Origin of the sequence: Actibacterium sp. EMB200-NS6, assembly GCF_001305615.1 — a bacterium.
GTDB classification, from domain to species: domain Bacteria; phylum Pseudomonadota; class Alphaproteobacteria; order Rhodobacterales; family Rhodobacteraceae; genus Actibacterium_A; species Actibacterium_A naphthalenivorans.
Window position 1 is genome coordinate 93,118 of sequence record NZ_CP010872.1, and the last position, 22,893, is coordinate 116,010.

The 22,893-nt window shown below is 60.9% G+C and carries 27 protein-coding genes; 10 read left to right on the forward strand and 17 right to left on the reverse strand.

Features of this window, described 5'->3' with window-relative positions:
- Positions 1–73: 73 nt before the first annotated feature.
- From TQ29_RS19840 to TQ29_RS19900, 13 genes are read right to left on the reverse strand one after another with little or no spacing between them, the layout of a single operon-like run.
- A complete protein-coding gene (locus TQ29_RS19840; protein WP_028095373.1) occupies positions 74–1,075 on the reverse strand; it encodes a cytochrome c oxidase assembly protein in 1,002 nt (333 codons plus the stop codon).
- A complete protein-coding gene (locus TQ29_RS19845) occupies positions 1,072–2,973 on the reverse strand; it encodes a penicillin acylase family protein (RefSeq protein ID WP_223870726.1) in 1,902 nt (633 codons plus the stop codon). The genes TQ29_RS19840 and TQ29_RS19845 overlap by 4 nt, the downstream gene beginning before the upstream one ends.
- A gap of 60 nt (positions 2,974–3,033) precedes the next feature.
- Positions 3,034–3,201 carry a hypothetical protein gene (locus TQ29_RS21025; protein WP_009503847.1) on the reverse strand — a complete coding sequence of 56 codons (168 nt, stop codon included), beginning with the start codon at positions 3,199–3,201 and terminating at the stop codon, positions 3,034–3,036.
- A complete protein-coding gene (lnt, locus tag TQ29_RS19855) occupies positions 3,192–4,805 on the reverse strand; it encodes an apolipoprotein N-acyltransferase (RefSeq protein ID WP_028095371.1) in 1,614 nt (537 codons plus the stop codon). The genes TQ29_RS21025 and lnt overlap by 10 nt, the downstream gene beginning before the upstream one ends.
- Positions 4,772–5,230 carry a signal peptidase II gene (gene lspA / locus TQ29_RS19860; protein WP_009503845.1) on the reverse strand — a complete coding sequence of 153 codons (459 nt, stop codon included), beginning with the start codon at positions 5,228–5,230 and terminating at the stop codon, positions 4,772–4,774. The genes lnt and lspA overlap by 34 nt, the downstream gene beginning before the upstream one ends.
- Before the next feature lie 28 nt (positions 5,231–5,258).
- A complete protein-coding gene (locus TQ29_RS19865) occupies positions 5,259–6,041 on the reverse strand; it encodes a ZIP family metal transporter (protein WP_028095370.1) in 783 nt (260 codons plus the stop codon).
- A gap of 12 nt (positions 6,042–6,053) precedes the next feature.
- A complete protein-coding gene (locus tag TQ29_RS19870; protein WP_028095369.1) occupies positions 6,054–6,509 on the reverse strand; it encodes a DUF411 domain-containing protein in 456 nt (151 codons plus the stop codon).
- Positions 6,510–6,512: 3 nt separating this feature from the next.
- Positions 6,513–7,886 carry a M23 family metallopeptidase gene (locus TQ29_RS19875; RefSeq protein WP_028095368.1) on the reverse strand — a complete coding sequence of 458 codons (1,374 nt, stop codon included), beginning with the start codon at positions 7,884–7,886 and terminating at the stop codon, positions 6,513–6,515.
- On the reverse strand, positions 7,883–8,509 hold the full coding sequence (locus TQ29_RS19880) for an SCO family protein (protein ID WP_028095367.1): 627 nt from the start codon (positions 8,507–8,509) through the stop codon (positions 7,883–7,885). Before TQ29_RS19880 ends, TQ29_RS19875 begins: the two co-directional genes overlap by 4 nt.
- A complete protein-coding gene (locus tag TQ29_RS19885; RefSeq protein WP_028095366.1) occupies positions 8,509–8,976 on the reverse strand; it encodes a copper chaperone PCu(A)C in 468 nt (155 codons plus the stop codon). Before TQ29_RS19885 ends, TQ29_RS19880 begins: the two co-directional genes overlap by 1 nt.
- A 23-nt stretch (positions 8,977–8,999) precedes the next feature.
- The gene (locus tag TQ29_RS19890; protein WP_028095365.1) at positions 9,000–9,659 is read right to left on the reverse strand and encodes a thioredoxin domain-containing protein; all 660 of its coding nucleotides are present in this window, start codon (positions 9,657–9,659) and stop codon (positions 9,000–9,002) included.
- On the reverse strand, positions 9,656–10,078 hold the full coding sequence (locus TQ29_RS19895) for a disulfide bond formation protein B (protein WP_028095364.1): 423 nt from the start codon (positions 10,076–10,078) through the stop codon (positions 9,656–9,658). The genes TQ29_RS19890 and TQ29_RS19895 overlap by 4 nt, the downstream gene beginning before the upstream one ends.
- Before the next feature lie 5 nt (positions 10,079–10,083).
- A complete protein-coding gene (locus TQ29_RS19900) occupies positions 10,084–10,650 on the reverse strand; it encodes an SCO family protein (RefSeq protein WP_028095363.1) in 567 nt (188 codons plus the stop codon).
- A 207-nt stretch (positions 10,651–10,857) separates the two neighbouring features.
- Here TQ29_RS19900 and TQ29_RS19905 point away from each other — a divergent pair, with 207 nt between their 5' ends.
- The 7 genes from TQ29_RS19905 to TQ29_RS19935 all read left to right on the forward strand — a co-directional run bounded on the left by TQ29_RS19905 (position 10,858) and on the right by TQ29_RS19935 (position 15,342).
- The gene (locus TQ29_RS19905) at positions 10,858–11,286 is read left to right on the forward strand and encodes a helix-turn-helix domain-containing protein (RefSeq protein WP_013959865.1); all 429 of its coding nucleotides are present in this window, start codon (positions 10,858–10,860) and stop codon (positions 11,284–11,286) included.
- Positions 11,287–11,389: 103 nt separating this feature from the next.
- A complete protein-coding gene (locus TQ29_RS19910; protein WP_028095362.1) occupies positions 11,390–11,968 on the forward strand; it encodes a cation transporter in 579 nt (192 codons plus the stop codon).
- 96 nt (positions 11,969–12,064) lie between these two features.
- Positions 12,065–12,820 carry a transglutaminase family protein gene (locus TQ29_RS19915; RefSeq protein ID WP_028095361.1) on the forward strand — a complete coding sequence of 252 codons (756 nt, stop codon included), beginning with the start codon at positions 12,065–12,067 and terminating at the stop codon, positions 12,818–12,820.
- Entirely contained in the window at positions 12,810–13,775 is a 966-nt protein-coding gene (locus TQ29_RS19920) for a cation diffusion facilitator family transporter (RefSeq protein ID WP_028095360.1), read from the forward strand. The genes TQ29_RS19915 and TQ29_RS19920 overlap by 11 nt, the downstream gene beginning before the upstream one ends.
- Before the next feature lie 141 nt (positions 13,776–13,916).
- On the forward strand, positions 13,917–14,117 hold the full coding sequence (locus tag TQ29_RS21225; protein ID WP_028095359.1) for a hypothetical protein: 201 nt from the start codon (positions 13,917–13,919) through the stop codon (positions 14,115–14,117).
- On the forward strand, positions 14,114–14,605 hold the full coding sequence (locus tag TQ29_RS19930) for a hypothetical protein (protein ID WP_009503822.1): 492 nt from the start codon (positions 14,114–14,116) through the stop codon (positions 14,603–14,605). The genes TQ29_RS21225 and TQ29_RS19930 overlap by 4 nt, the downstream gene beginning before the upstream one ends.
- Positions 14,602–15,342, forward strand: coding sequence for a cytochrome c biogenesis CcdA family protein (locus TQ29_RS19935; protein WP_028095358.1), 741 nt, complete (start codon positions 14,602–14,604; stop codon positions 15,340–15,342). Before TQ29_RS19930 ends, TQ29_RS19935 begins: the two co-directional genes overlap by 4 nt.
- A 100-nt stretch (positions 15,343–15,442) precedes the next feature.
- Here the strand turns inward: TQ29_RS19935 and TQ29_RS19940 are convergent, their stop codons facing one another.
- The 4 genes from TQ29_RS19940 to TQ29_RS19955 all read right to left on the reverse strand — a co-directional run bounded on the left by TQ29_RS19940 (position 15,443) and on the right by TQ29_RS19955 (position 20,172).
- Entirely contained in the window at positions 15,443–16,207 is a 765-nt protein-coding gene (locus TQ29_RS19940) for a MauE/DoxX family redox-associated membrane protein (RefSeq protein WP_170317858.1), read from the reverse strand.
- Positions 16,208–16,229: 22 nt separating this feature from the next.
- Entirely contained in the window at positions 16,230–17,102 is an 873-nt protein-coding gene (locus TQ29_RS19945) for a DUF305 domain-containing protein (RefSeq protein WP_009503819.1), read from the reverse strand.
- A 123-nt stretch (positions 17,103–17,225) separates the two neighbouring features.
- Positions 17,226–17,645, reverse strand: a complete 420-nt coding sequence (cueR, locus tag TQ29_RS19950; protein WP_009503818.1) for a Cu(I)-responsive transcriptional regulator — start codon at positions 17,643–17,645, stop codon at positions 17,226–17,228.
- Between the two features lie 19 nt (positions 17,646–17,664).
- The gene (locus tag TQ29_RS19955; protein ID WP_054540801.1) at positions 17,665–20,172 is read right to left on the reverse strand and encodes a heavy metal translocating P-type ATPase; all 2,508 of its coding nucleotides are present in this window, start codon (positions 20,170–20,172) and stop codon (positions 17,665–17,667) included.
- Positions 20,173–20,312: 140 nt separating this feature from the next.
- Between TQ29_RS19955 and TQ29_RS19960 the strand changes: the two genes are divergently transcribed.
- The 3 genes from TQ29_RS19960 to TQ29_RS19965 all read left to right on the forward strand — a co-directional run bounded on the left by TQ29_RS19960 (position 20,313) and on the right by TQ29_RS19965 (position 22,892).
- Entirely contained in the window at positions 20,313–20,513 is a 201-nt protein-coding gene (locus TQ29_RS19960; RefSeq protein ID WP_009815466.1) for a heavy-metal-associated domain-containing protein, read from the forward strand.
- A gap of 204 nt (positions 20,514–20,717) precedes the next feature.
- Positions 20,718–21,134, forward strand: a complete 417-nt coding sequence (locus TQ29_RS20530; RefSeq protein ID WP_230040108.1) for a hypothetical protein — start codon at positions 20,718–20,720, stop codon at positions 21,132–21,134.
- Between the two features lie 294 nt (positions 21,135–21,428).
- Complete coding sequence (locus TQ29_RS19965) at positions 21,429–22,892, forward strand: TolC family protein (RefSeq protein ID WP_054540802.1); 1,464 nt, start codon at positions 21,429–21,431, stop codon at positions 22,890–22,892.
- The last annotated feature ends 1 nt before the right edge of the window (position 22,893 follow it).

The window sequence follows — 22,893 nt, forward strand, 5'->3', positions numbered from 1 at the left end:
TCCAGCCGTGGCAGTGGCGAAACAGGCGGGCCCTAGCGGAGAAGAATGCGTCTGGTCTCATGTCGAATTCAATCTATCCGAGGGCATAGACGATGGTCACGACGGTAATCATGACAACCATGAACATGGAGAATGCGCCAAGGGCGAGCGTACGGCCCATGTCCCGGTTCGGCTTCTCTACTTTCAGACGCAGTTCCTCCGCGGTTTCCGGAAACTCGAGCGCCGCCGCATTCGATTGGCGCATCAGGTCGTAGCGGGACGTCCAGCGCCGTTCCTCCGCCGCGTTCCAGCCGTTCAGCACCAGAATGATTGCCGCGATGAGAACCATCGACGACGGGACCCAGATTACGTAGCCACCGATTGTCTCGTCAGCCAGGGCGCGAAGTCGACCACCGCTCGCTGCGATGATTTCTGATCCATAGAGGGGCACCTCCTTGAGCGTTGTCAGGGAGCCCAGAAAGATGTTGGAAACGATCACTACGAACCCTGACATCAGCCGAGCGCCGCGCCGCGCTCCTTCAGGCGGATCACGCAGATCGAACAGCATAGCAAAGTACCAAAGCCCAGCAAGCACCATAGACAGATGTGCCAGCGCTTCCATCGCCGCAATACGTTGTGTAAGGGCGTAGATCATCGGGATCTGCCAGACGAAAAGCGCACCAATCAACAAGGAGGTGGCAGATGCAGGAAGCGCCAAGAATCGCGGGATGCGCGCACGCCCAATCGCGGCAAGGCGTCGGCGCCATTCCCTTTTCAATCCGGCTTGAAGGCCAAGCCAGGGCTGAGAAACCGCGATAAGAAGCGGTCCTACCAGTCGCAGAAGAAGATGCTCGACCTGATGTACCGAAAACAGACTGTGCCCCAATGGCGCGAGCGGCCCATTCGTCGCGACGAGGACGGCCGCGAGGCCGACAAAGAAGGCGGTTCGACGCCAACCAGAAACCCTTCCGAGACAGCGAGCGTGTATTTTGAGCCCACGCAAAAACAGCCATACTGTAAGACCGACAACAATGAGCGACACCGGTGACAGCACATAGCCGAAAGGGTCGTAAAGGAAGAAGAAGTTTGTGATCATTCGCTCTGGCCCTCGCTCATCCGAGGGTTGTCGGAGGTAGCCGGTGTGAGCCGCGAGATCCCGGAAGCGCCGCCACGGGCCAGTGACAGATCGGTCGACATGGCGAGGTATTCGCCTTGTATCCACGAGGGAAAGAGATTGTCGTAGAATCGAGATAGCGGATGTCCCGACTGTCCGGCGGGCGTGATGTAGTATGATCCCGCTGCTTCCGATATCGACATGACCGCCTGAAAATTGCTTCCGGCACTCACAAGGAATGGACGGTCTTCTTCAACACCAAATGATGTCAAGAATTGCGTAAACGGATCGCCTGAAATCGGCGCTTGAAGGGACAGCAGGTTGGTCAGCAACCCACGTGAACTGATCGGCGACCACTGCATGTCCAATCTATGCTCCTCCCCCCAGGTCCACGTCGAGGGATCGCGCCCATATCGATCGACCAGCCAGCCAAGGGCATCATCCAGGGCCACGCGAACCTGCTCCTCGCATGTCTCGCGAGGTGAGGATAGGCGGATGTCGCACCAGATTGCGCTACCGCGACGATCGCTGAGTACCGCATAAAGAAAGTTCGGGTTCGGACGGGTCCAGAGTTGCTGCGCTGCCGGAAATTCGTCTTTCAAAATGCGCTGCTGCAAAGCCCGGAGCCAAGTCCAGAACAGCAGAGGTTCCGGTGAATAGCGATCCATGTCGCCATTCCACGACGCAAGCCTGTCCAGTAGTTCACGACGAAGGTCGTTCGCATCGGTGCCTTCGATGCTGTCTCTGGACTGCACGAACCAAAGCTCCTTCGCCATCAGGGGCAGCAGGGTTCGCGCCACGGTACTTACGGTGTCCCTTTGAACACCGATGGCGCCTTCAGTCGAGAAGATCGATTGCCGCGCTTCAAGCTCCGCCAGTCGAATGTCGCGAAATGACAACGCTCGTACGGCTTCCTCTTTTGGCCATCGGGCAACGGTCTCTCGGTCAATGGCCAATGCCTCCATGCCTTTCGGCAACATGTCTGCGGCAACTCCGATGGCATCGGTCGCGTCGGCCGAACGCGTGAACAGCTCCAGCATCGTCAGGAAACCTGCCGCCTGCACGGGTGACGGCCCCCTTGGTGCCTCCTCGTCTGGCACGGGAAATGACCGGAAGGCCCAGGCGACGCGCGTATTGCGACCGACAATAACGAAAGGTACGCCCGGCATCGTGGCCCCTATGGCCGGCCCTGTCGAAAACTGAAGATCGGCGAGATACCATTCCGAGGGCAGCGACAGGGAACCGCTGATATCGGCGGCGAGAATTGGTGTCCCGGCAGCGGTTCGGTCACCGTCTATCGCCCATGCATCGAGGCGCTGCTGCGGATCAGTCGCAAATAGTTCGAGCACTTTTGGTCGATCCGACGGTATAATTGCACTTGATAAGCTCGGCGTTCCTTTCCGTGCGCTTTCCGGTCGCAGGCCATTCAGAAAAGACCGGGCAATCCTCAGGCTATCGCCAGGTGTCCAGGCATCGATCGACCGTTCGTCTGCGATCAACAGTTCCGGCGAGCCTCTGCCGCGCCCTCCCGCCGACACCAGCTCGAGCCACGCATTGACGCCGGCGGCATAGGATTCGAGCGCGTCTGAGACCGCTGGCGCAACGGACAATGTCTCATCGGATGGCCAAGAAGCTTCGGCCATTCGCCTTGCCCTTAACAGCTGACCGAGTCGGTCTTGCGCATGAACGAAGCCGATCGCGAAATAGACATCCGCGGCGGAACTCGCGGTAATGTGCGGGATTGCCGAGGCATCTCGCAGAATATCGACCGGTCCACCTAAGCCTGCTACCGAGAAGTCCTCGTTGTAGTCGGGAACGGATGCGCTCAGCAGAAAATAGACCAACCCGGAACCAACCGATGCCGTGATACAGATCGCCAAGAACCCGTACAGTAATATGTTGAAAAGACGTCTCACGTCGGTGCCGTTTCGAAACCCTTCTCATGCAAAGATGCGCAAGAGGACCACCGAAACGAAATAGGTGAGAAGACCGAAGGCGATCGCCGAACTCGCCGCATACTGGAGGATATCCAGCCGGTTTCCTTTTCGGCGTCGCGCCAGATATCCACCCCAGATCGCACCCGCGACAATGCCCGCGATTACCAGCATGACTTTTTCTCCGTTCGTGTTCTCTTGTTGCACCGGTGTGTGCCGACCAGACCTGCAGCCAGTCCCACGGCCCAAGTAGTGAAGATGAGAGCCAGCAGCGCCCAGTCGCCGAAGCGCGCATATAGCGTTGACGGATGAGCAGAGGGCAGAGCCGCATCTATTACACCGGTTTCTCCGTTGCCGAGCCGCGCGACGAGGTCACCGTTCGCGTCGATGACCGCGGAGATGCCCGTATTCGCGGCTCGGATGACAGGAAGGCCTTCCTCTACGGCACGCATCCGTGCGGAAGCCAGATGCTGCTCGGGTCCGATGCTGGTGCCGAACCAGGCGTCGTTTGTCGCGTTGAAAATCCAGTCCGGCCTGAACAGGTCGTCGACCACATGGCTTGGGAAGATGATCTCATAGCAGATCGCCACGGCGACCAGGGGCACACCCGGAAGCGCAAGCGTTCGCGGGCCCGGTCCGGGCGTAAAATCGCCCAGACCCGCCGTGAGTCGCTCGATGGGCAACCAGCCACGGAATGGCACATATTCGCCGAAGGGTACGAGATGGTGTTTCGCGTATCCGGTCAGGATTCTGCCGGTCTCGCCAAAAGCCTGGACCGTGTTGAAATATCGGGTGCCATCCTCGCTCGGTACACGGTCCGGCACCCCGGTGAGCAGCATGCTGCCGTCTGGTAGCGCTGCGGCAATGCGATCCCGCGCCTCCGTATCCTCATCGAGGAAACCCGGAAAGGCGGTTTCCGGCCAAAGAAGAACGTCGAAATCGCCGGGCTGGGTTGAAAGCTCAACATAGCGCGCGAAGGTCGCCTCGCGGTTCTCGGGCGCCCATTTCTCCTCTTGTGGAATGTTGCCCTGGACGATGCGCAGGTCGACACCGGGTGGCTGTTGTGCATCCGACTGGAGGCGAAGCGTACCGACAGCCCACATCGTCGCGATGCCGGCCAGCGCCATGAGCGAAACGGTCAATCGTTGCCGCCCGGACGTCATGACAGCCGCGCCGGGAAGTGCCGCGACGAACACGCTGAGAAAGCTTAACCCATAGCTTCCGACCCAGGCGGCGGTCTGGCGAAGGGCGGCGTAGTCGGCAAGTGCGTAGCCGGCGAGGTTCCAGGGAAACCCTGTCAGAACGTGACCACGCAACCACTCGGTCGCGGTCCAGGAGGTCGTGAACAGGAGGCAGGCGAGGAGACTACCCAGGGCTCCGCGCCGCGCGATTTCGGCGAAGAGCGCTGCGGCAATGGCTGGGAAAATTGCGAGACCTGCGGACAATCCCGCGACAGCCGGGATCGCCATCGCCCCGAACCGCTCGGCCTCGACGTAGAAACTCTCTGCAATCCACGAAATCCCGAAACCGAACTGGCCAAGACCAAACGCCCAGCCGACGAGGAAAGCACGCCCTAGGGAGAGATCGCGAAGACCGACAAAGAACGCGGAATAGGCAACGGGAACGAGCAGGAGAAGCGAGAAAGGCGGGAAAGTCAGAACGGTCAGCGCCCCGGCGGCGAAACCAAGCGTCATCCGCGAAAGCAAACGGTGGCGCAGAGCGATGCGGTTCAGAATTTTCGGTTTCACGACTTGATCGAACGCCGCGCGCTGATCCATGGCGCGGCGAGCAAGAGCCCCACGCCACTGACAACAAATATATCGGCCATGTTGAAGGCAGGCCAATGTGTTGTGCCAATGTAGAAATCGAGAAAGTCTGTTACAGCCCGATACCGCACACGATCGATAACATTGCCCAAGGCTCCGCCAATGATCGCGCCATAGGCAAGTGTTTCGACCGCATTTTCGGCGCGAAACAGCATAACCCCCAGCCAAACACAGATGGCAAGAGCGAGAGCGATGAGGCTCCACCACGGAGCGCCGCCCAGCATCCCGAAAGTCACGCCGTCATTACGATAAAAGACGAGGTTGAATCCCGGAAACACGGAAATCCCGGCGCTTAAAGTGACGGCATTCGCAACGACAATGGCTTTGGTGATCTGATCGATCGCGAACGCAGCAAGCGCTGCAAAGACGCCGATCATCGCAGATACTTTGTATGATGACATTGCCTCATCCCAACCAGACATCGAGAAACAGCATCAGAACGAGCCCGACTGCGAGACCGAGCGTCGCCCTGTTCTGATGGCCGCTGCGATGGGTTTCGGGGATGATTTCGTGGCTGATGACGTAGAGCATTGCGCCCGCGGCAAAGGCCAGTCCCCATGGCAGCAGCGGTTCCGACAGCGTGATGATCCCGGCCCCGAGCAGGCCGCCAATCGGCTCGACCATGCCCGTCAGCGCCGCGATGCCCCAGGCGCGCAGCTTCGGATATCCCTCGCCCAGCAGAGATACAGCGACGGCCAATCCTTCGGGCGCATTCTGAAGCCCGATGCCGACAGCAAGCGGCAAACCGCCCTCCATACCTCCGGATCCGAAGCCGACCCCGACCGCGAGGCCTTCGGGGAAGTTGTGGATCGTGATCGCGATGATGAAAAGCCAGACCCGCCGCAAAGACGCCGCTTCGGGCCCTTCGCGTCCCGTCTTGAAATGCTCGTGCGGCAGCTTTTCGTTCATCAGCGCGACAGCCCCCATGCCCAAGAGGATCGAGACGCATACGATGGCCGCAGGCATCGCGCCGTTCTCGAACATCGGCTCGGCCGCATCCAATGCCGGGATGATCAGCGAAAAGAAGGAAGCGGCGAGCATCACACCGGCAGCGAAGCCGAGCGACAGATCGCGTGTGGCCCGCGACGGGATGCGTCCAAACAACACGGGAACTGCTCCGACTGCCGTGAGCGATCCGGCAGCCAGACTTCCGAGGAAGCCGAGCATGATCGGAGAGAGGTTTTCCATGGGCGGGCCAGGTTATCCTTCGCCGTAGCTCGAAAAGACTTCCGTCGACCCGTCCTCGCGGATGAGGAAGACATCATAGGCCTCGCGGTCGTCTTCTGGCCCCATGCCGGGCGAGCCATAGGGCATCCCAGGCACGGCGAGACCGACTGCGTCCGGGCGCTCATCGAGAAGGCGGCGGATGTCAGCGGCCGGTACATGGCCTTCGATCACGTAGCCGTCAATGAGCGCGGTGTGGCAGGAGACCATGCGCTGCGGCACGCCGTTGTCGAGCTTGAAGCGAACCAGCGACCCACCGAACATGTCCTGGCCGGTCGGCACAAAACCGTTCTCTTCGAGGTGGTTCATCCACGAGAGGCAGCAGCCGCAACCGTTCGTCTTGCGGACGTCGATCGCCGTTGCCTCTGCGAGGGCCTGGGCCGCCGGGAAAAGGGCGAGCGTGATGGCAAGAGCTTGGGTCATGCGTTTCATGGGTCAGAGCCTTTCGGTTGTCGTTTCGGCAATCTCGCTGCCGAGGTTTTCATTCAGAAGCGCCCGCGCCTCGGCCAGACGCGAGAGCGCGGCGGTATCATCCGCTTCGCTCTCAGCTGCTTCGGCGAGCCGGTCGTCAGTGAGGGGGTCAGTCGGGCGCCCATCCACGAGGACTTCGTAGTGCAGGTTCGGACCTGTCGCCGTGCCAGTCGCGCCGACGCGGCCGATCACATCTCCCGCCGCAACGCGTTGGCCTTGTGCCAGGTCTTCCGGCACGGCGCTCAGATGCGCGTAGCGCGTCATGGTGTCGGAGCCGTGCGAGATTTCGACCACACGGCCATAGCCACCGCGCCAGCCAATGAAACTAACCCGCCCCGGTGCCGTCGATTGAACCGGTGTCCCACGTGCCGCTGCGAAATCGACGCCTGTGTGCATCCGGACGTTGCCAAAGACCGGATGCGTGCGGCGTCCGAACACCGAGCTGAGGCGCGCACCCTCGACCGGCTGTGCGAAGACGCGCAGCACCTCGCCATCGACGTAGATCGTCGCCTGACCGCTGCCGTCGTCCGGCCATACGATCTCGTAAAGCGAACCGCCGATCTCCAGTGCGGCGAAGGCGAGTTCGGGCTGTCCGATCCTGTCCTCGCCGACCCGCGCCTCACGCCAGAGAAGCCTTAGTGCTTCGCCGCCGGCCATCTCGCGGCGGAAATCCACGGTCCCACCCAGCATCTGCGCAAGGTCCACGGAAAAACGGGCGGGTATGCCGGCTTCTTCGAGTGCCGCGAAGATCGAGCTGTCGATCACCGCTTCGCCGGCAAGGGTTACGATCTCCGGATCCGGAGTCACGACCTGTGTGGACAACCGCTCGCCGAACACCACCTCGATCCGAACCCCGTCCTCGACGGCAAGTGCGACGGTGCGGGGGCTGCCGTCCATGGTCGAAGCAACAGTGACCGAGTGCCCCGGCCGCAGCCGTCGCAGATCGTATTCCGCGCCAAGCGCGAGGGCAACTTCGGCTCTGTCAGGTGCCGCAAGTCCAGCTTCGGACAGCAAGAAATCGAGCGTCTCGCCAGGTGCAATGTCGCGCGACCACGTCGACAGCGGTGGCTCGATCGCGCTTACCGGCCTGTCGGCGAACGCGACCTGCAGAAGGGGTAGGGAGCCGAGGTCGGGTGCATCCTCTGCCCATGCCGTCGCGGGCAGCGTCACGAGGATGTCAACGTTTCTAGGGGCTTCAGGACCTTGGGGCATCCAGCTACCTGCCTGGGCAAGTTCCGGCGGCACGGGTTCTTTCGACAAAAGATCAGAGATGGCGATAGCCGCTCCCGAAACCGTCCCCGCAATTGCGACACCCGCCGCCAAAGTTCTGAGCCTCATGTCGCCCCCTCCATTTCTTCTGCCAGCGCGCGACGGATCTTCGGCACCGCGAATTCTCTGGCTTCGTGATAGTCGATCATGGTGACGAACCGCCCAGAGGCTGCGAACAGGAAGACGCTCGCGGTGTGGTTCATCGTGTAATCGCCGCTCTCCGTCGGTACTTGCTCGTAGGTGGCGCGGAAGCCGTCCGCGACGCGCGCGATCTGCTCTTCCGGCCCCGTCCAGCCACGGAGCGCAGGATGGAAGTAGCCGACATATTCGGCCATCGTTTCGACAGTGTCGCGCTCGGGATCGACCGTGATGAAAACCACGTTCATCTCGTCGGCCTCGTTTCCCAGATCGTCGAGCCATCCCGAAATGTCCGAGAGCGTGGTCGGGCAGACATCGGGACAGTAGGTGAAGCCGAAGAACGCCATCGTCGGGCGACCGATCAGGGTTTCCGGCCCGACCGCGTTGCCCTCATGATCCGTCAGACGGAAATCCATCTCGGTCAGGGCCACAGGCCGCTGCCCGACAGGTTCAGGTCCACCGGGTCCATCGACCTGCCACCAACCGACGAAGAGCATCAGGGCGACCGCCCCGACACCAGCCGCCCCGTACCCCAGGATCGCCCGTCGCCGCATCAGTCCTCTGGCCCCCGCGCGGCGATTCCGAGGATCGGCACCTCGACCGTCACTTCGCCTCCGTCTTCGAAAAGCAGGGTCAGCGGAAAGGTGTCCCCTTCCGTCATCAGTTCTTGCAGCCGCATCAGCATTGCGTGCAGGCCCCCCGGTTCGAGCGCGACGCTCTCGCCCGGGGCGATCGCGATCTCCCCCGCCGGGTTCATGGAACTCACACCTTCGGCATTTGTCTTCGTCTCGTGAATTTCGGGCATCATCGCGAGCGGCGTTGTAAGGCCGATCAGCGTCACTGGCTCGTCGCCAGTGTTGCGGATCGTCATGTAAGCGGCCCCGGGACGGTTCATCCCGATGGAGGCGCGGGACCACGCGTTCTCGACGACAACATCCTCGGGTCCGGCCAGCGCGGGCGCTGAGAACCCTCCAAGGGTCAAAAGCGCCGCCAGTGTGCTGGTCAAAATATACTTTTTCATCGTTCTGATCCTGCCCTTTGTATTCAGCTTTGCGCGGCAGCGACTTCGGCGGCCACCAGACGACGCAATTCTGCCTCCCCGAATGGATCGAGCGGCTTGCCGTTCACGAAGAATGTGGGCGTCTGGCGAATTCCCACGGTCTCGACGTCGGCACGATCCTGGTTCAGGATCGCCACGACATCGGGCGCCATCATTTGCGTGCGCGCGGCCTCGGCATCGAGTCCGGCCGTGGCGGCGATCTGAAGGATCAGGCCGGGCGCCGGGGCACCGTGCGACGCCCATCTCGGCTGTTCCCGCAGAACGGCCTCAAGCACCGGCACGTAAACGTCCTGCATGCGTGCCGCCTCGAGCACGCGGATCGCTTCCTCGGATGCCGCGCCGTGGAAGGGCGTGTAGCGGATCACGACGCGGACAGCATCCCCATGCTCGGCCATGATGTCCTTCACGACGGGATGAAAGGCGCGACAGGCCTCGCAGGCCGGATCGAAGAATTCGACGATCGTGACGGGCGCTTCCGCAGGCCCGAGGATGGGCGAGTAGGGGCGGATCATCGCGTCCGCGAGTTCCGGCGCAACAGGCTCCGCTTCGGCCACCGGGCCGGGGCGGGTTGCAAACCAGGTGGTTCCGCCGAAACCGGCGACGCCGAAGGCGAGAACGGACAGGATCAGGGCGCGTCGGTTCATTTTCGTGTGTCCTTCAATGAAAGGGCCGACAGCGCCCCGATCAGCGCGAAGGCGGCGAGGGCCATCAGCGGGATCGGGATGCCGAAGACCAGTTGGTTGTCATCGGTGCAAGAGGGGCCGGTGGCCGTGCAGGGCTGGATGCGTTCGGGAACAAGACCGACGTACAGCCCCATGTGCCAGAGGGCGATTGCGCCGCCGCCAAGCGCCAATGCGATGCCGTAGCGCCCCACACGGCCGTCCCGCCACCAAAGGCCCAGCCCTAGGATAATGGCCAAGGGAAACATGAAGGCGCGCTGGAACCAGCACAGCACACAGGGCGTCTGCCCCAGCACCTCGCCGATGAAAAGCACGGCAAGCGAGGCGACGAGCGCGATGATCCATGCCAGCCCGAGGGCTGTTTCTCCGGATATGCGGTTCATGTCGATCAGATCCTCTCTTCCAGATCGGCGAGAATCTCTTCGGCCGGGGTGCCGTAGGGCCAGGAGTCGGCAAAGCCCGCGTCGGGATCGAAGAGGAACAGATGCGACGTGTGGCCCATCGTGTAACCATCCGGCGCCGCAGCCTCTTCGACGCGTTCAAAGAAGATCGGAAACGTCTCGGATGTGGCGGCGATTTGTTCCGGCGTGCCCGTCAGCCCGATGATGCTCGCATCGAACAGCGGGACGTATTCGGCGAGTGCGGCGGGCGTGTCCCGTTCGGGGTCGATTGTTATGAAAATCGGCTGGACCTTGGCGGCATCGTCGCCCAGACCGTCCATCACCGCCGCGACCTCTGACAGGGTCGTCGGGCAGACGTCGGGACAGTTGGTGAAGCCGAAAAACACCAGCATCCAGCGCCCCGCAAAGTCCTCCTCGGTTCGAACCATACCCTGGTGGTCCGTCAGTTCGAATTTAGCGAAAAAAGGCGGTTCGGCGTCGGTTCGGGCGCGGTCGGCACGATAGTCGGACCAGAGCAAAAGCCATACGAAGGCAAGCGCTGCCACGCCTGCCAAAACCCAAAGAAACTTCTGTGCCGATGTAAGGGACAATCCTGTTCGCCTGTTATTGATTCTTATTGCATGTGCGGATACATCCTCTAGCCGCTAGAGGTTCAAGCACGAAATCATGGTATAGCTTGAACTCACGCGTCTGTGAATCCGACACTTGTTTATTCCGACGGCAAAACCTACACAAACTGTATCTTTTTCATGGAGGCGAAAATGCTCACGATCGGTACTCTGTCAAAGAAGACTGGCACAAAAGTGCAGACCATCCGGTACTACGAACAGATCGGACTCATGCCCGAACCTGGCAGGACCGAAGGCGGACAGAGGCGCTACGACAATGCACAGCTCGACCGACTGTCCTTCATCCGCCATTCGCGGCAACTCGGTTTCTCGCTCGATGCGATCCGCGAGCTGCTCGACCTCAGCGACCATCCCAACCGCCCCTGCGACGAGGCAGATGCCATCGCGCGTCGCCAGCTCAAACAGGTGGAGCAGCGCATGGCCCGCCTGAAGGCGCTGCGCACGGAACTGAAACGCATGGTTCACGAATGCAGCGGCGGGCGGACGGGAGACTGCAAGGTGCTTGAGGTGTTGCGGGACCATTCGGAATGCCTGACCGAGCACGAGGAAATCGGGGCCTGAAGGAATTCAGCCAACATTCCGGCTGGAACGCAGATCAGCCGCAGAAGTTAATGTGTCGTACAACACAGGCTGGAACCACAAAATGGCTGCTAGACAAAATTCAATGGAGAGACGGACGCTTTGGATCGTTCTGGCGCTCAATATCGGTTTGGCCGTGGCCTTTTTCGCAACAGGCGCCTTCGGCGACTCAAGTGCCCTGATCGCCAACGGGCTCGATAACCTCTCCGACAGCTTCGTCTACGCGATCAGCCTTTTCGCTTTGTCCCGATCCGACAAATGGAAACGCGGGGCGGCGAACGTTTCCGGCGGGCTGCTGATCCTGTTCGCCGCTGGTATCCTCTACGATGCATGGCGCCGCTACATCGGCGGGTCAGATCCGCTCGGGACGATCATGATCGCCATGGCCCTGTTTGCGGCGGCGATCAACGCAGTCTGCGTCTGGCTGCTCGCTAAGCTCAAAGATCCGGACGTCAACATCCGCGCGGCCAACACCTTCAGTTACAACGATTTCGCCGCGAACCTCGGAATCGTCTTGGCTGGCGGCCTCGTCGCCTGGCTGGGAACCAACTGGCCGGACCTCGTCGTCGGCGTGATTGTCGCCGGGATCGCGGCCTGGGGAGGTATCGACATTCTGCGCGACGCACACGGCGAACACCACAAAGCAGTTCATACGGGCAAATAGTTGCGGGAGATTCTTTCTGAAAGAAAGGGTTGAAGCTATAGTGACTATAGTAATTAGGCTTGTTCCAAGACGATTCGAGGAGCGACTCCGTTGCAGATGACCGACCCCCTACTTGCACCCACCAAATTACTGGATTTTGATGCCGCGCCTCTTGCGCATCTAATTGAGACCCGCGGCTGGCGCGGCTTATCCGAATACGATCGGATCGGAGCTGCCTATGATTTCGTTCGGAATGAAATCGCGTTCGGATACAATCGAGCTGACGACATCCCCGCCTCCGAGGTGCTTTCCGACGGCTACGGGCAGTGCAATACCAAAGGGACGCTCTTGATGGCGTTGCTGCGTGGTGTTGGCATTCGTTGCCGGTTGCATGGGTTTACGATCCACAAAGGCTTGCAGCGCGGTGTTGTCCCAGAGTTGGTGTATCCGCTTGCTCCGCAAGAAATTCTCCACTCATGGGTTGAGATCGAATATCAAGGTGCTTGGTTCAACCTCGAAGGCTTCATCCTGGATGACGCTTTCCTGACAGTCCTGCAAACGTCTTTCTCGGACACGGACAGTCTCTGCGGTTATGGCGCGGGCACGGATTGCCTTGGCGCGCCTCCCGTCACCTGGAACGGAGAAGATACCTACATTCAGAAATCCGGCATCGTGCAAGATTTCGGCGTGTTTGATACGCCGGACGCCTTCTATTTGTCCCATGAGCAATCCTTTGGATGGCTGCGTGGTGCCCTTTACCGTCATATCATCCGCCACTGGATGAATGCGCGCGTACGTGGTTTTCGCAGCGGTCGCCTGAAGACTGACCGACGCGCGACACACGCGCACGCGGAGCCTGCCAATGCCACATGACCACGGGCACGCGCCTATCGATCCGAATTCTGGGGACCGGCGGGTTGCCATCGCCATCTGGGCAAACGGGCTACTTACCGTTGCGCAAGTCGTCGGGGGCATATTCTCGGGCAGTCTGGCACTGATCGCCGATGCGCTGCACAACTTTTCCGATATGGCCTCGCTTGTCATTGCCTTCGCCGCACGCAAGATCGCGCGCCGCCCGGCCGATGAACGCATGACCTTCGGCTATGGCCGGGTCGAAATCGTGGCGGCCCTGATCAACTACACCACCCTCATCGTGATCGGCTTCTATCTGATCTACGAAGGTGGCATGCGCATGATTGATCCACCCGAAGTCATGGGGTGGACCGTCGTCATTCTCGGTGGAATTGCGCTTGTGGTCGACACGCTGACCGCAATGCTGACCTATTCGATGCAGAAGGGCAGCGTGAACATCCGCGCGCTTTTCCTGCATAACCTGTCGGACGCGCTTGCTTCGGTCGCGGTTATCGTCGGTGGGTCGCTGATCATCCTTTACGACATGCGTTGGGTCGATCCTGCCATCACCATCGGCATCGCGATCTACATCCTGTATCTGTCTTTCACTGAAATAGGCGGCCCAATCCGAACCCTGATGCTCGGGAGCCCGCCGGACATCGACAACGAGGCCGTCGTCGAAGCGATGCGGAAAGTCGAAGGCGTCGCCGACGTCCACTACGTCCATCTCTGGCAAATGCAAGAGCACGAGGCTGCGCTCGACTGCCATGTCGTCGTGGCAGCCGAGGGCTGGTCGAAGATCGAAGAGATCAAGAGCGCGATCAAGAAGCGGCTGAAGGAAGAGTTCGGCATCAGCCATTCCAGTCTCGAATTTGAGCATGAGGATCGCGCTCATCAGAACGCCGATCTCTACGGTCACGGCAACGCAAGTGAAAAGGAGAAGACCAATGTTCAAGGAAACGCTGACCGAGCATGATGATGTCATCGGGCTCGTCTGCGCGATTACGCGGACCGGCATGGGCTCGATCCGAGCAACTGGGTCATTCTGACCAAACGATCCGATCAGGCAAATGACGCGACGCGCCTTCTGGCGCGGGAATATGGGCTGGAGTTCACGATGACCGCCGACAGCGACATGATGATGCACGGAGCGGTCACCCATGTCGTGGACATCGGCGGGCGGTTCGCTGCAAAATTCCATGGCATGGACTTCAAGAACGTGAACCTGATCCTCTATGTCAGCGAGTTGATCAACAACGCCCAGCATCGACGCCGGGAGCCCAACTGGTGGGACCGGCTGACAGGTGTGTTTCAATGAGTGTCGTCGCGACTGGCGTCAGGCTGTCCTCGACAGACGGAGTTTCCCTGACAGCTCTGCGTCGGTATTTTGCGGTGATCATCCCGGCCAACTTGATCTGGGAGTTCGCGCATATGCCGCTCTACACGATCTGGAACGAGGGCACTTGGGGTGAGATTGTCTTCGCAGCCGTCCATTGCACGGGTGGCGATATCCTGATCGCCATGAGCGCGCTGATGCTTGCCCTCATGCTGTCGGGCCGGGGCTGGCCCCTGGTCGCCTCGACGCGGCGGTCTGTGACCGTCCTGACGGTGGTGTTCGGGCTCGGATACACGCTGTTCAGCGAATGGCTCAACATCGTGATCCGCGCGGCCTGGGCCTATTCGGACCTGATGCCGATCATTCCGATCCTCGATGCGGGCCTGTCACCTGTGTTGCAATGGATCGTGATACCGCTGGTCGCGTTCTGGTGGGTCTGGCGGCCTTTCAACAACGATCGTGATGTATGATGGATATTTCCGGCATCGGCATCTTCGCGGCCTTCCTGGCGGGTGCCATTTCGTTCCTGTCGCCCTGTGTCCTGCCACTGGTGCCTGGCTACGTCTCGTACATCGCAGGGCAACCAGATTTGCGCACGACGCGGTCGGTCGGCTTGCGGGCGCGCGCCGGGGCGCTCGGGTTGAGTGCCTGCTTTGTCCTGGGCTTTTCGACGGTCTTCGTCGCCCTCGGGGCCCGGGCCAGCGCGCTCGGATCCCTGCTGCTGACATGGCGCACCGAGCTAAACTATCTCGGCGGCGCGATCATCATTCTGTTCGGACTGGTCATGCTGGGTGTCTTTCGTCTCAATGCGTTCTCGCGCGATACCCGTTTCAATCTCGACATTCCCGGCGGTCGCCCGTTTGGGGCCTACGTGCTGGGACTGGCCTTCGCCTTTGGCTGGACACCTTGCATCGGTCCGATCCTCGGCGCAATCCTGACGCTCAGTTCGACCTCCGGCGGCATGTCGGACGGCATCTGGCTGCTGTCGATCTATTCCGCTGGACTGGGGGTGCCTTTCCTGCTGGCCGCGCTCTTCACCGACGCCATCGCCGCGCGGGTAAGGCAGATCGGCAAAGCCGGTCGCTGGCTCTACAAGGGCGCGGGTGTTGCCATGATCATCATGGGAGTTGCCATCATGACCGGGCAATTGTCACGGTTTGCCTATTGGCTGCTGGGGACGTTTCCCTTTCTCGCGACGATCGGGTGACGAATCTCGAACCAGCTCTAGGTGTGATGGCTGCAGTGTAGGGATTATCTCCGCCAATCAATGTCATCCACGCCGCGCCTCTGTAGAGGTCGCGGTGCCGTCAGCCGATCAGGTAGACCCGGATCGGCATCCAGATACCCATGACCATCATCATCAGGTTCTCGGTGAGCGAGACAAAACCGAGCGGCACCTTGCTGTCGCCCCCGACGCAGGCGCATTTCAGCTCGCGCTTGTCGATATAGACCGCCTTGAAGACCGAAACCGCGCCGACGGTGCCGATGAACAAGGCCACGGGTGCCGACAGCCAGGTGAGCGCCCCTGCGACCATGAGGATACCGGCGAAGGCCTCTCCGAAGGGATAGAGATAGCCGTAGCGCACCCAGCGGTGCGCCAGCAGGTCGTAATTTAGGAACATGGTCGAAAAGCTTTCGACATCCTGAAGTTTCTGCACTGCAAGCAAGCACATCGAGATCGAGATGAACCATTCCAGCGCGCGCAGGCTGAGGATGGTTCCAAAGCTGTACCATGACAAGCCGAGCGCCATCAAAAACGCGACGGCAAAGATCGCGATCACCGGTTGATAGGAGGTGTCCGAGCGTTCGCTTTCCGGTGCGTCAAGGCCGAAATGGACCCGCAGATCGTCATAGCCGCCGATGCGCTTGTCGCCGATCCAGGTCTGCGGCGTGGTCTCGACCCCGTGATTTTCCATGAAAGCATCAGTTTCCTCGCGTGTCGTCAGGTGGTGATCCTCGACCTCGTACCCTTCCCGTTCGAGCAGGTCTTTGGACTTGAGACCATAAGGGCAAAGGTGATCCAGCATGACCATCCGGTAGAGTTGGGCTGTTTTCGATGCGTCTTTCGGCATGGTGTTTCCTCCAGTTTCTGGTTCAGGCACCGCAACCGTAATGTCCGCGATACCCTGCACGCAGACCGGGCCCAAGTTCGAGAACGAGATCGGCGTCCTGCATTTCGCCACTATTTGCGGCCAATGTGCCGGTTCCGCTCGGCGCGCTCAACGCCACTGTCATGCCTTCCTTGCCCCAAGTGCTTCCGGCGTCGCCAGCCTCCAGCCGCACCAGATCGCCGCTGATCTTGGCGAGAGCTACACTCCCACCGTCGATGCGGCCCACCGCCAGCGCAGGCCTGCTTGTGGTGGTGTAGGTGAACGTGCACGCCGCGCCGTCCGGGAAGAGTTGTGCGATGTCCTCCCGGGTCAGGAATTCAAGATCGAGAATGGTGATCTCCGCCGTGGACAGCGCCTCGTCAAGGCTCACGATCTGCGCCGGTCCGCTTTCTGACTGTGCCGGACTGTCACCATTGGCGTCGATATCGTTCACCAGATAACGCATCTCGGCGATTTCCTTGTCCTGCGCATAGATGATCTCATCCGCCAACTTGCGCACGCGCGGGTCCGAGATATCGGCGCGGCTGGAGGTCATGATCGCGATCGAGTGGTGCGGGATCATTGCCCGCATGTAGCTGGTGTCGCCCACCGTCACCTGGCTGCGGACCAGCCAGAGCGAGGCGGCAAAGACCACAGCGGCACCGATGAAGATGGCGGCGTTAGCCGTCTTGCTGGAATACATCGACAGCATGAAGCCCAGCATGATGATCGCCATGGTGGCACCCATCAGGAGAGCCATGTAGACCCGCGTTTCCGACCAGAACACATGCGTCCAGAGGTAGGTATTGAGATACATCAGACCGAACATGACGACGGTAGATGTCGCGATCATCGCGAAAAAGCGGCCATATGACATGAAGTTGTCCTCTCTCGAAATCGTGAAGTATAGAGGTAGAACAACTTTCCCGCGCTGGAATGTTCCGAAAAAGCTGCAGCCAGTCGCACCTTATGGGTGGCGCTGCCCGCTGCGGGACATATCTTAATCCGCTGCCCTGGCGGTCCGGGTCTTATCCTCTTCCATAGCCAGATCTGCGAGAATCGGACAATCAGGCCTGTGATCGCCAGCGCAGGCATCGACAAGGTGCGACAGCGTCGCGCGCATCTCGGTCAGTTCTGCGATTTTCCGGTCGATCCGGTCGAGGTGTTCTTCGGCGATCTGCTTGACCTCGGCGCTGGCGCGGTCGGTGTCGGCATAGAGTTTCAGCAGGCTCCGGCAGTCCTCGATGGTGAAGCCCAAGGCGCGCGCCCGGCCGAGAAACGCCAGCTTGTGGACGTCGCTCTGCCGAAAGCTGCGATAACCGTTGGCACTGCGCAGCGGCTCGACCAGCCCGATGTCCTCGTAGTAGCGAATGGTCTTCGCGGGAAGGCCGGACATGTCGGCCACGTCTCCGATGTTCATGATAGTTTCCTCCTTGAGCTTATTCAGCCGGGACTGGTGACAGGTTGGCGGCAGAGCCGGGTTGCGCCTGTTCCTGCATCGCCGGGCGGACGCGGCGCAGGCGCAGCGCGTTCGTCAGTACGAAGACCGAGCTGAGCGCCATTGCCCCAGCCGCCAGCACCGGCGACAGCAGCAGGCCCGACACCGGGTAGAGCAGCCCCGCCGCCACCGGAATGAGGGCCACGTTATAGCCGAAGGCCCAGAACAGGTTCTGGCTGATGTTGCGCATCGTACGCCGCGACACTTCCAGCGCGTTGACCACGCCGCGCAAATCGCCCGACATTAGCACCACATCGGCGGATTCGATGGCGACGTCGGTGCCGGTGCCAATGCTGATGCCCACGTCCGCATGAGCAAGCGCGGGCGCATCGTTGATGCCGTCGCCTACAAAGGCGATGTGCTGGCTCGGGCCGCGCAGATCGTCCAATGCCGCCACCTTGCCATCGGGCAGCACGCCCGCGATCACATGGTCGATGCCGGTCTCGCGGCCGATGGCCTCTGCCGTCTCTCGCTTGTCGCCGGTGATCATGGCGACCTTCAGGCCCAGATCGTGCAACGCCCGGATGGCCGCCGCGCTGGACGGCTTTACCGGATCGGCCACGGCGATGACGGCGGCCACCCGCCCGTCGATGGCGGCATAAAGCGCGGTGCGGCCCTGTTCAGCCAGGCGGCGCTCGGCGTCGGCCAACGCGCCGATGTCCACCCCTTCGCGCGTCATCAGACGGTCGGCCCCCACCAGCACGTCGCGGCCTGCGACCTCGGCCCGGACACCGTGGCCCGTGATGGAGGTGAAGTTCCGCGCGTCGTGTCGAGTGACCGTCTCGGCTTCCGCCGCCCGCAGAATGGCCTCGGCGATAGGGTGTTCCGACTGCGCCTCGACCGCCGCGACCAGGGCCAGCACCTCGGCCCGTTCAAAGCCGTCGGCCAGCACCAGATCGGTCAGTTCGGGGCGCCCTTCGGTCACCGTGCCGGTCTTGTCCAGCGCCACCACATCCACTGTCGAAAGCTGTTGCAGCGCATCGCCCTTGCGGAACAGCACGCCCATTTCAGCGGCACGGCCGGTGCCGACCATGATCGAGGTCGGCGTGGCCAGCCCCATCGCGCAAGGGCATGCGATGATCAGCACGGATACACCCGCAACGAGGGCATAGGACAGGGCGGGCGAGGGGCCGACCAGCAGCCAGACGATAACCGTAAGCAGCGCCAGCGCCATGACCGCCGGCACGAACAACAGGGTGATCCGGTCGACCAGCCCCTGGATCGGCAGCTTGGCGCTCTGCGCCTCTTCGACCATGCGGATGATTTGCGCCAGCGTCGTATCCGCTCCCACGCGTGTCGCACGGAACTGGAAGGCACCGGAACCGTTGACGGTCCCGCCGGTGACGGGATCGCCCACCAACTTGGCGACAGGCACCGGCTCGCCGGTGATCATGCTCTCATCGACGCGGGCGCTGCCTTCGGTCACTTCACCGTCCACGGCAATCCGCTCTCCGGGGCGCACGAGCAGGATGTCGCCCGCGGCGATGCGCTCGATGGCCACGTCCTCAGGCTCTCCGTCCACCAGCACGCGGGCGGTCTTGGCCTGAAGGCCCAGCAGCTTCTGGATCGCTGCGCCGGTGCGGCCCTTGGCGCGCGCCTCCAGCCACCGGCCCAGCAGGATTAGCACGATGATGACCGCCGCCGCCTCGAAATAGACGGCACGCGACCGTTCGGGCAGCAGCGCGGGCGCGAATAGCGCCACGAGAGAATAGAGATAGGCGGCAGAAGTGCCGACCGCGACAAGGCTGTTCATGTCCGGCGCACGCTTGAGCAGGGCTGGAAACCCGCGCGTGTAGAAGCTGCGCCCCGGCCAGAGCAGAACCACCGTGGTCAGGACGAACTGGATCAGCCAGCTTGCTCGATGGCCGATCGTGTCGCCGATCAGACCATGCATGCCGGGGATCAGATGCGCGCCCATTTCCAGCAGAAACACCGGCAGGGTGAGGGCCGCCGCCAGGGCGGTCCTGCGGGCCAGCATCCGCGCCTCTTCATCCTTCCGGACACTCGTGTCTTCCGCCTCTCTGTCCTGCGGCAAGGTCGCGGGATAGCCTGCGTCACCCGCCGCCTTCAGCAGGTCTGCAACCGCAACCGCGCCTTCGAGATACGTTACCGTCGCAGTTTCCGAGGCCAGATTGACGTTCACGGCCAGCACGCCTGGCATCGCCGCCAAAGCCTTGTCCACCCGACCGACGCAGGACGCGCAGGACATGGAGGCCACGTTCAGGCGAGTGCTCTGCTTACGGGCCGGATAGCCAATCTCTTCCAGCTTTTCGACGATGTTCGAAATGCGCTCTGGCGCGTCGATCTGCGCCTGAGCGGTTTCGCTGGCGAGGTTGACTCGAACGTCGCTGACGCCCGGCAGGCCGGAAAGCCCACGCTCCACCCGCCCGACGCAAGAGGCGCAGGACATGTTCTGCAGGGAAAGTCGAAGGGTATGCGAATCCGACATGGGTGACTCCTGATCCTGGTCCTCCGAGAGATAAGGGTTCCATTCGCTGGAAGGTCAACAGATGCATCGAGGAATTTTTTCGGGCATTGACCTTCCCATAGGGGGACGGCCTAGATGGCAGCAGTAAGAAGGAGATCGTGATGATCAGGTTCAGCGTGCCGGACATGAACTGCGGACATTGCACCGCGTCGATAGAGAAGGCCATTGTGACGATAGACCCACACGCGACTGTCACCTGTGACCTGACTGCGCGTTCCGTCGAGGTAGATAGCGCATTGGATGAAAGCGCTCTGAAGGCAGCGATTCACGATGCGGGCTACGGATCGCAAAGACTGAGTTAGTCCCGGCACTTCCAGTCATTACTGAAGTACTCACTACCATTTTCGCGTCTTCTGTCTGACTGGTGAACGTTGCTATGTATCTATTGCGCAACAGTTTTGAGCGCTCGCAGCGAGAATTCGCCTGCCTCGCTAGAATGTGCCAAACCTTCCCGCGCTGTAAGCGTTGACTAATTTGTCAAAACGTCCAAGTTTCCGTTCATGAGAATGCGTGTCGCCACTTCGGTATGGGTGAAATTCCTCACTTGCTTCGCTTTTGCGTTGGCATTGGTTCTGTCTCCACCTTCTGCGGCACACGCGGCCTCGGGAATGCATGATGGTCAGCATTCTGGATCGATCAGCGCCCTTCTCAGCGAACCGACAGTTGGTCAGGGAACTGATATCCACGCCGACCACATGAAACACCCGGCGACAGTTGACGTGGATGACATATCCTCCGACATTGGTGAAACAGAGCATCAATCAACTCAGTGTTGTAACGGAATATGCATTTCTGTCGTCATTCCAGACGCAGACTTGGTATTCCCGGATCCTATTGCTGCGAAAAAATATATGATCCTGAGCGGTCAGACGCATTCCGTCGAAACATCAGGGTTTCTGCGGCCCCCTCGATTCCTGATCTGAAACGGCGCCCAATCCGGGTGTGAGCCTTGCGCAGACTCTGCGTGAGACATCGTTCATCAATCAGGTTACCTTCATGAAAATTCATCTACTTATGGGGGCTTCGGCCCTCGGGCTTGGCGCATGCGCCTATGAGCCTACCCCTTTGCCCTCCGTTGCGACACAACAGGCTGTCGTCAACGCGACCGTTTCGTCTCCGATCAGCTATCAAGATCCATTGGCTGGCTACACCTATCGTGGTCCGACGGGTCCCCGTGATTGGCGTTCCGTCAATCAAGAGCAGACGGAGGGCAACTGATGCGGCTATCGAAATTTCCTCTGCTATTCGGCTTTCCGCTAATTTTGGGTGCCTGCGCAACCGCTGTACCGGGCATCTACACGGAACCGAAAGCCGGCTTCGCCAACATTTCCAGCCAAGTCACACCGGCCATCGGCAAACGGACTGCCTTCGCCGAAACCCAGGCCGAAAACGAGGCTTTGAAAAAGCAGGTGCATGCGATGGTGCATCGCAAGACCATTTCGGCGGACACCGCCGTTCAGGTCGCGCTCCTGAACAATAAAGGTCTGCAAGCGTCTTACGCCAATGTTGGCCTGTCGGCCGCTGAGGCCTGGCAGCAATCGACGCCGGAAAACCCGATCGTATCAATTGGTGTTTTGGGAATCGGTGCGCCTGAGCTCGGTGCCTACAGAGCGATCGAAGGGCTGATCCGGTCGAACGTCCTCGATGCCACCACGCGCAAACAGCGCATGGCCATTGCTGATGCAAGCTTCCGGCAGGCTCAGCTCAATGCCGTGAACGACACACTTGCGCTGGCCAATCAGACGCGAAAGGCATGGGTCGATGCAGTCGCCGCCTTCGAGGCAGTGAGCTATCTGCGGCGCGCGAAAGCGACCTCTGACGCCGGCTCTGAACTGGCGATGAGGTTGGGCGAGACCGGCGCACTCAACAAAGCTGGGCAGGCCCGCGAACAGGCATTCAATGCCGAACTGGCGGGGCAACTTGCACAGGCACGATTGAACGCCACTCGGTCCAAGGAGGCTTTGACCAGGTTGATGGGTCTCTGGGGCACCGAAGTCGATTACCATGTGCCAGATGCCCTTCCTGCACTGCCGCGTTCTGTCGGCCGTGTGACCGACATCGAGGCCAAGGCGCTCCGAAACCGGGTGGATCTGCGTGTTGCCAAACTTGGCCTGGAAGCGCAGGCCAAGGCGTTTGGGCTGACCGATCAGACCCGCATTGTCAGCGATCTTGAGTTCATTGCCGGGTTCGAGGCGGAGCGGGAAATTGAGGACGGAGAAACGGAAACCGTGACCACCCCTCAGGTGGAAGTGGAGTTCGCGATCCCGATCTATGACACCGGCAAGGCCCGGATGCGCAAGGCGGAATTGTCTTATCTACAAGCGGCCAACGTGCTCGCAGAGAAGGCCGTGAACGTCCGGTCCGAAGCGCGAGGTGCTGAGACTTCCTATCATGCCGCATATAAAATCGCGCGCCACTACCGCGACGTTCTGGTGCCGCTACGCACGACCGTCGAAGAAGAGGGTTTGCTGTCTTACAACGGCATGATCACCAACACTTTCGAGCTGCTGACTGACGTGCGCGAGAAACTTGGCGCATCCCTGGAAGCGGCAAATGCAAAACGCGAATTCTACATGGCACAGGCCGATCTGACCGCCGCGATCTATGGCGGCGGCGAAGGCGGCGGTGGTGCTGGTGGAGAAGGCGCAACGCTTGCCGCCGGTGGCGGTGCAGGACACTGAA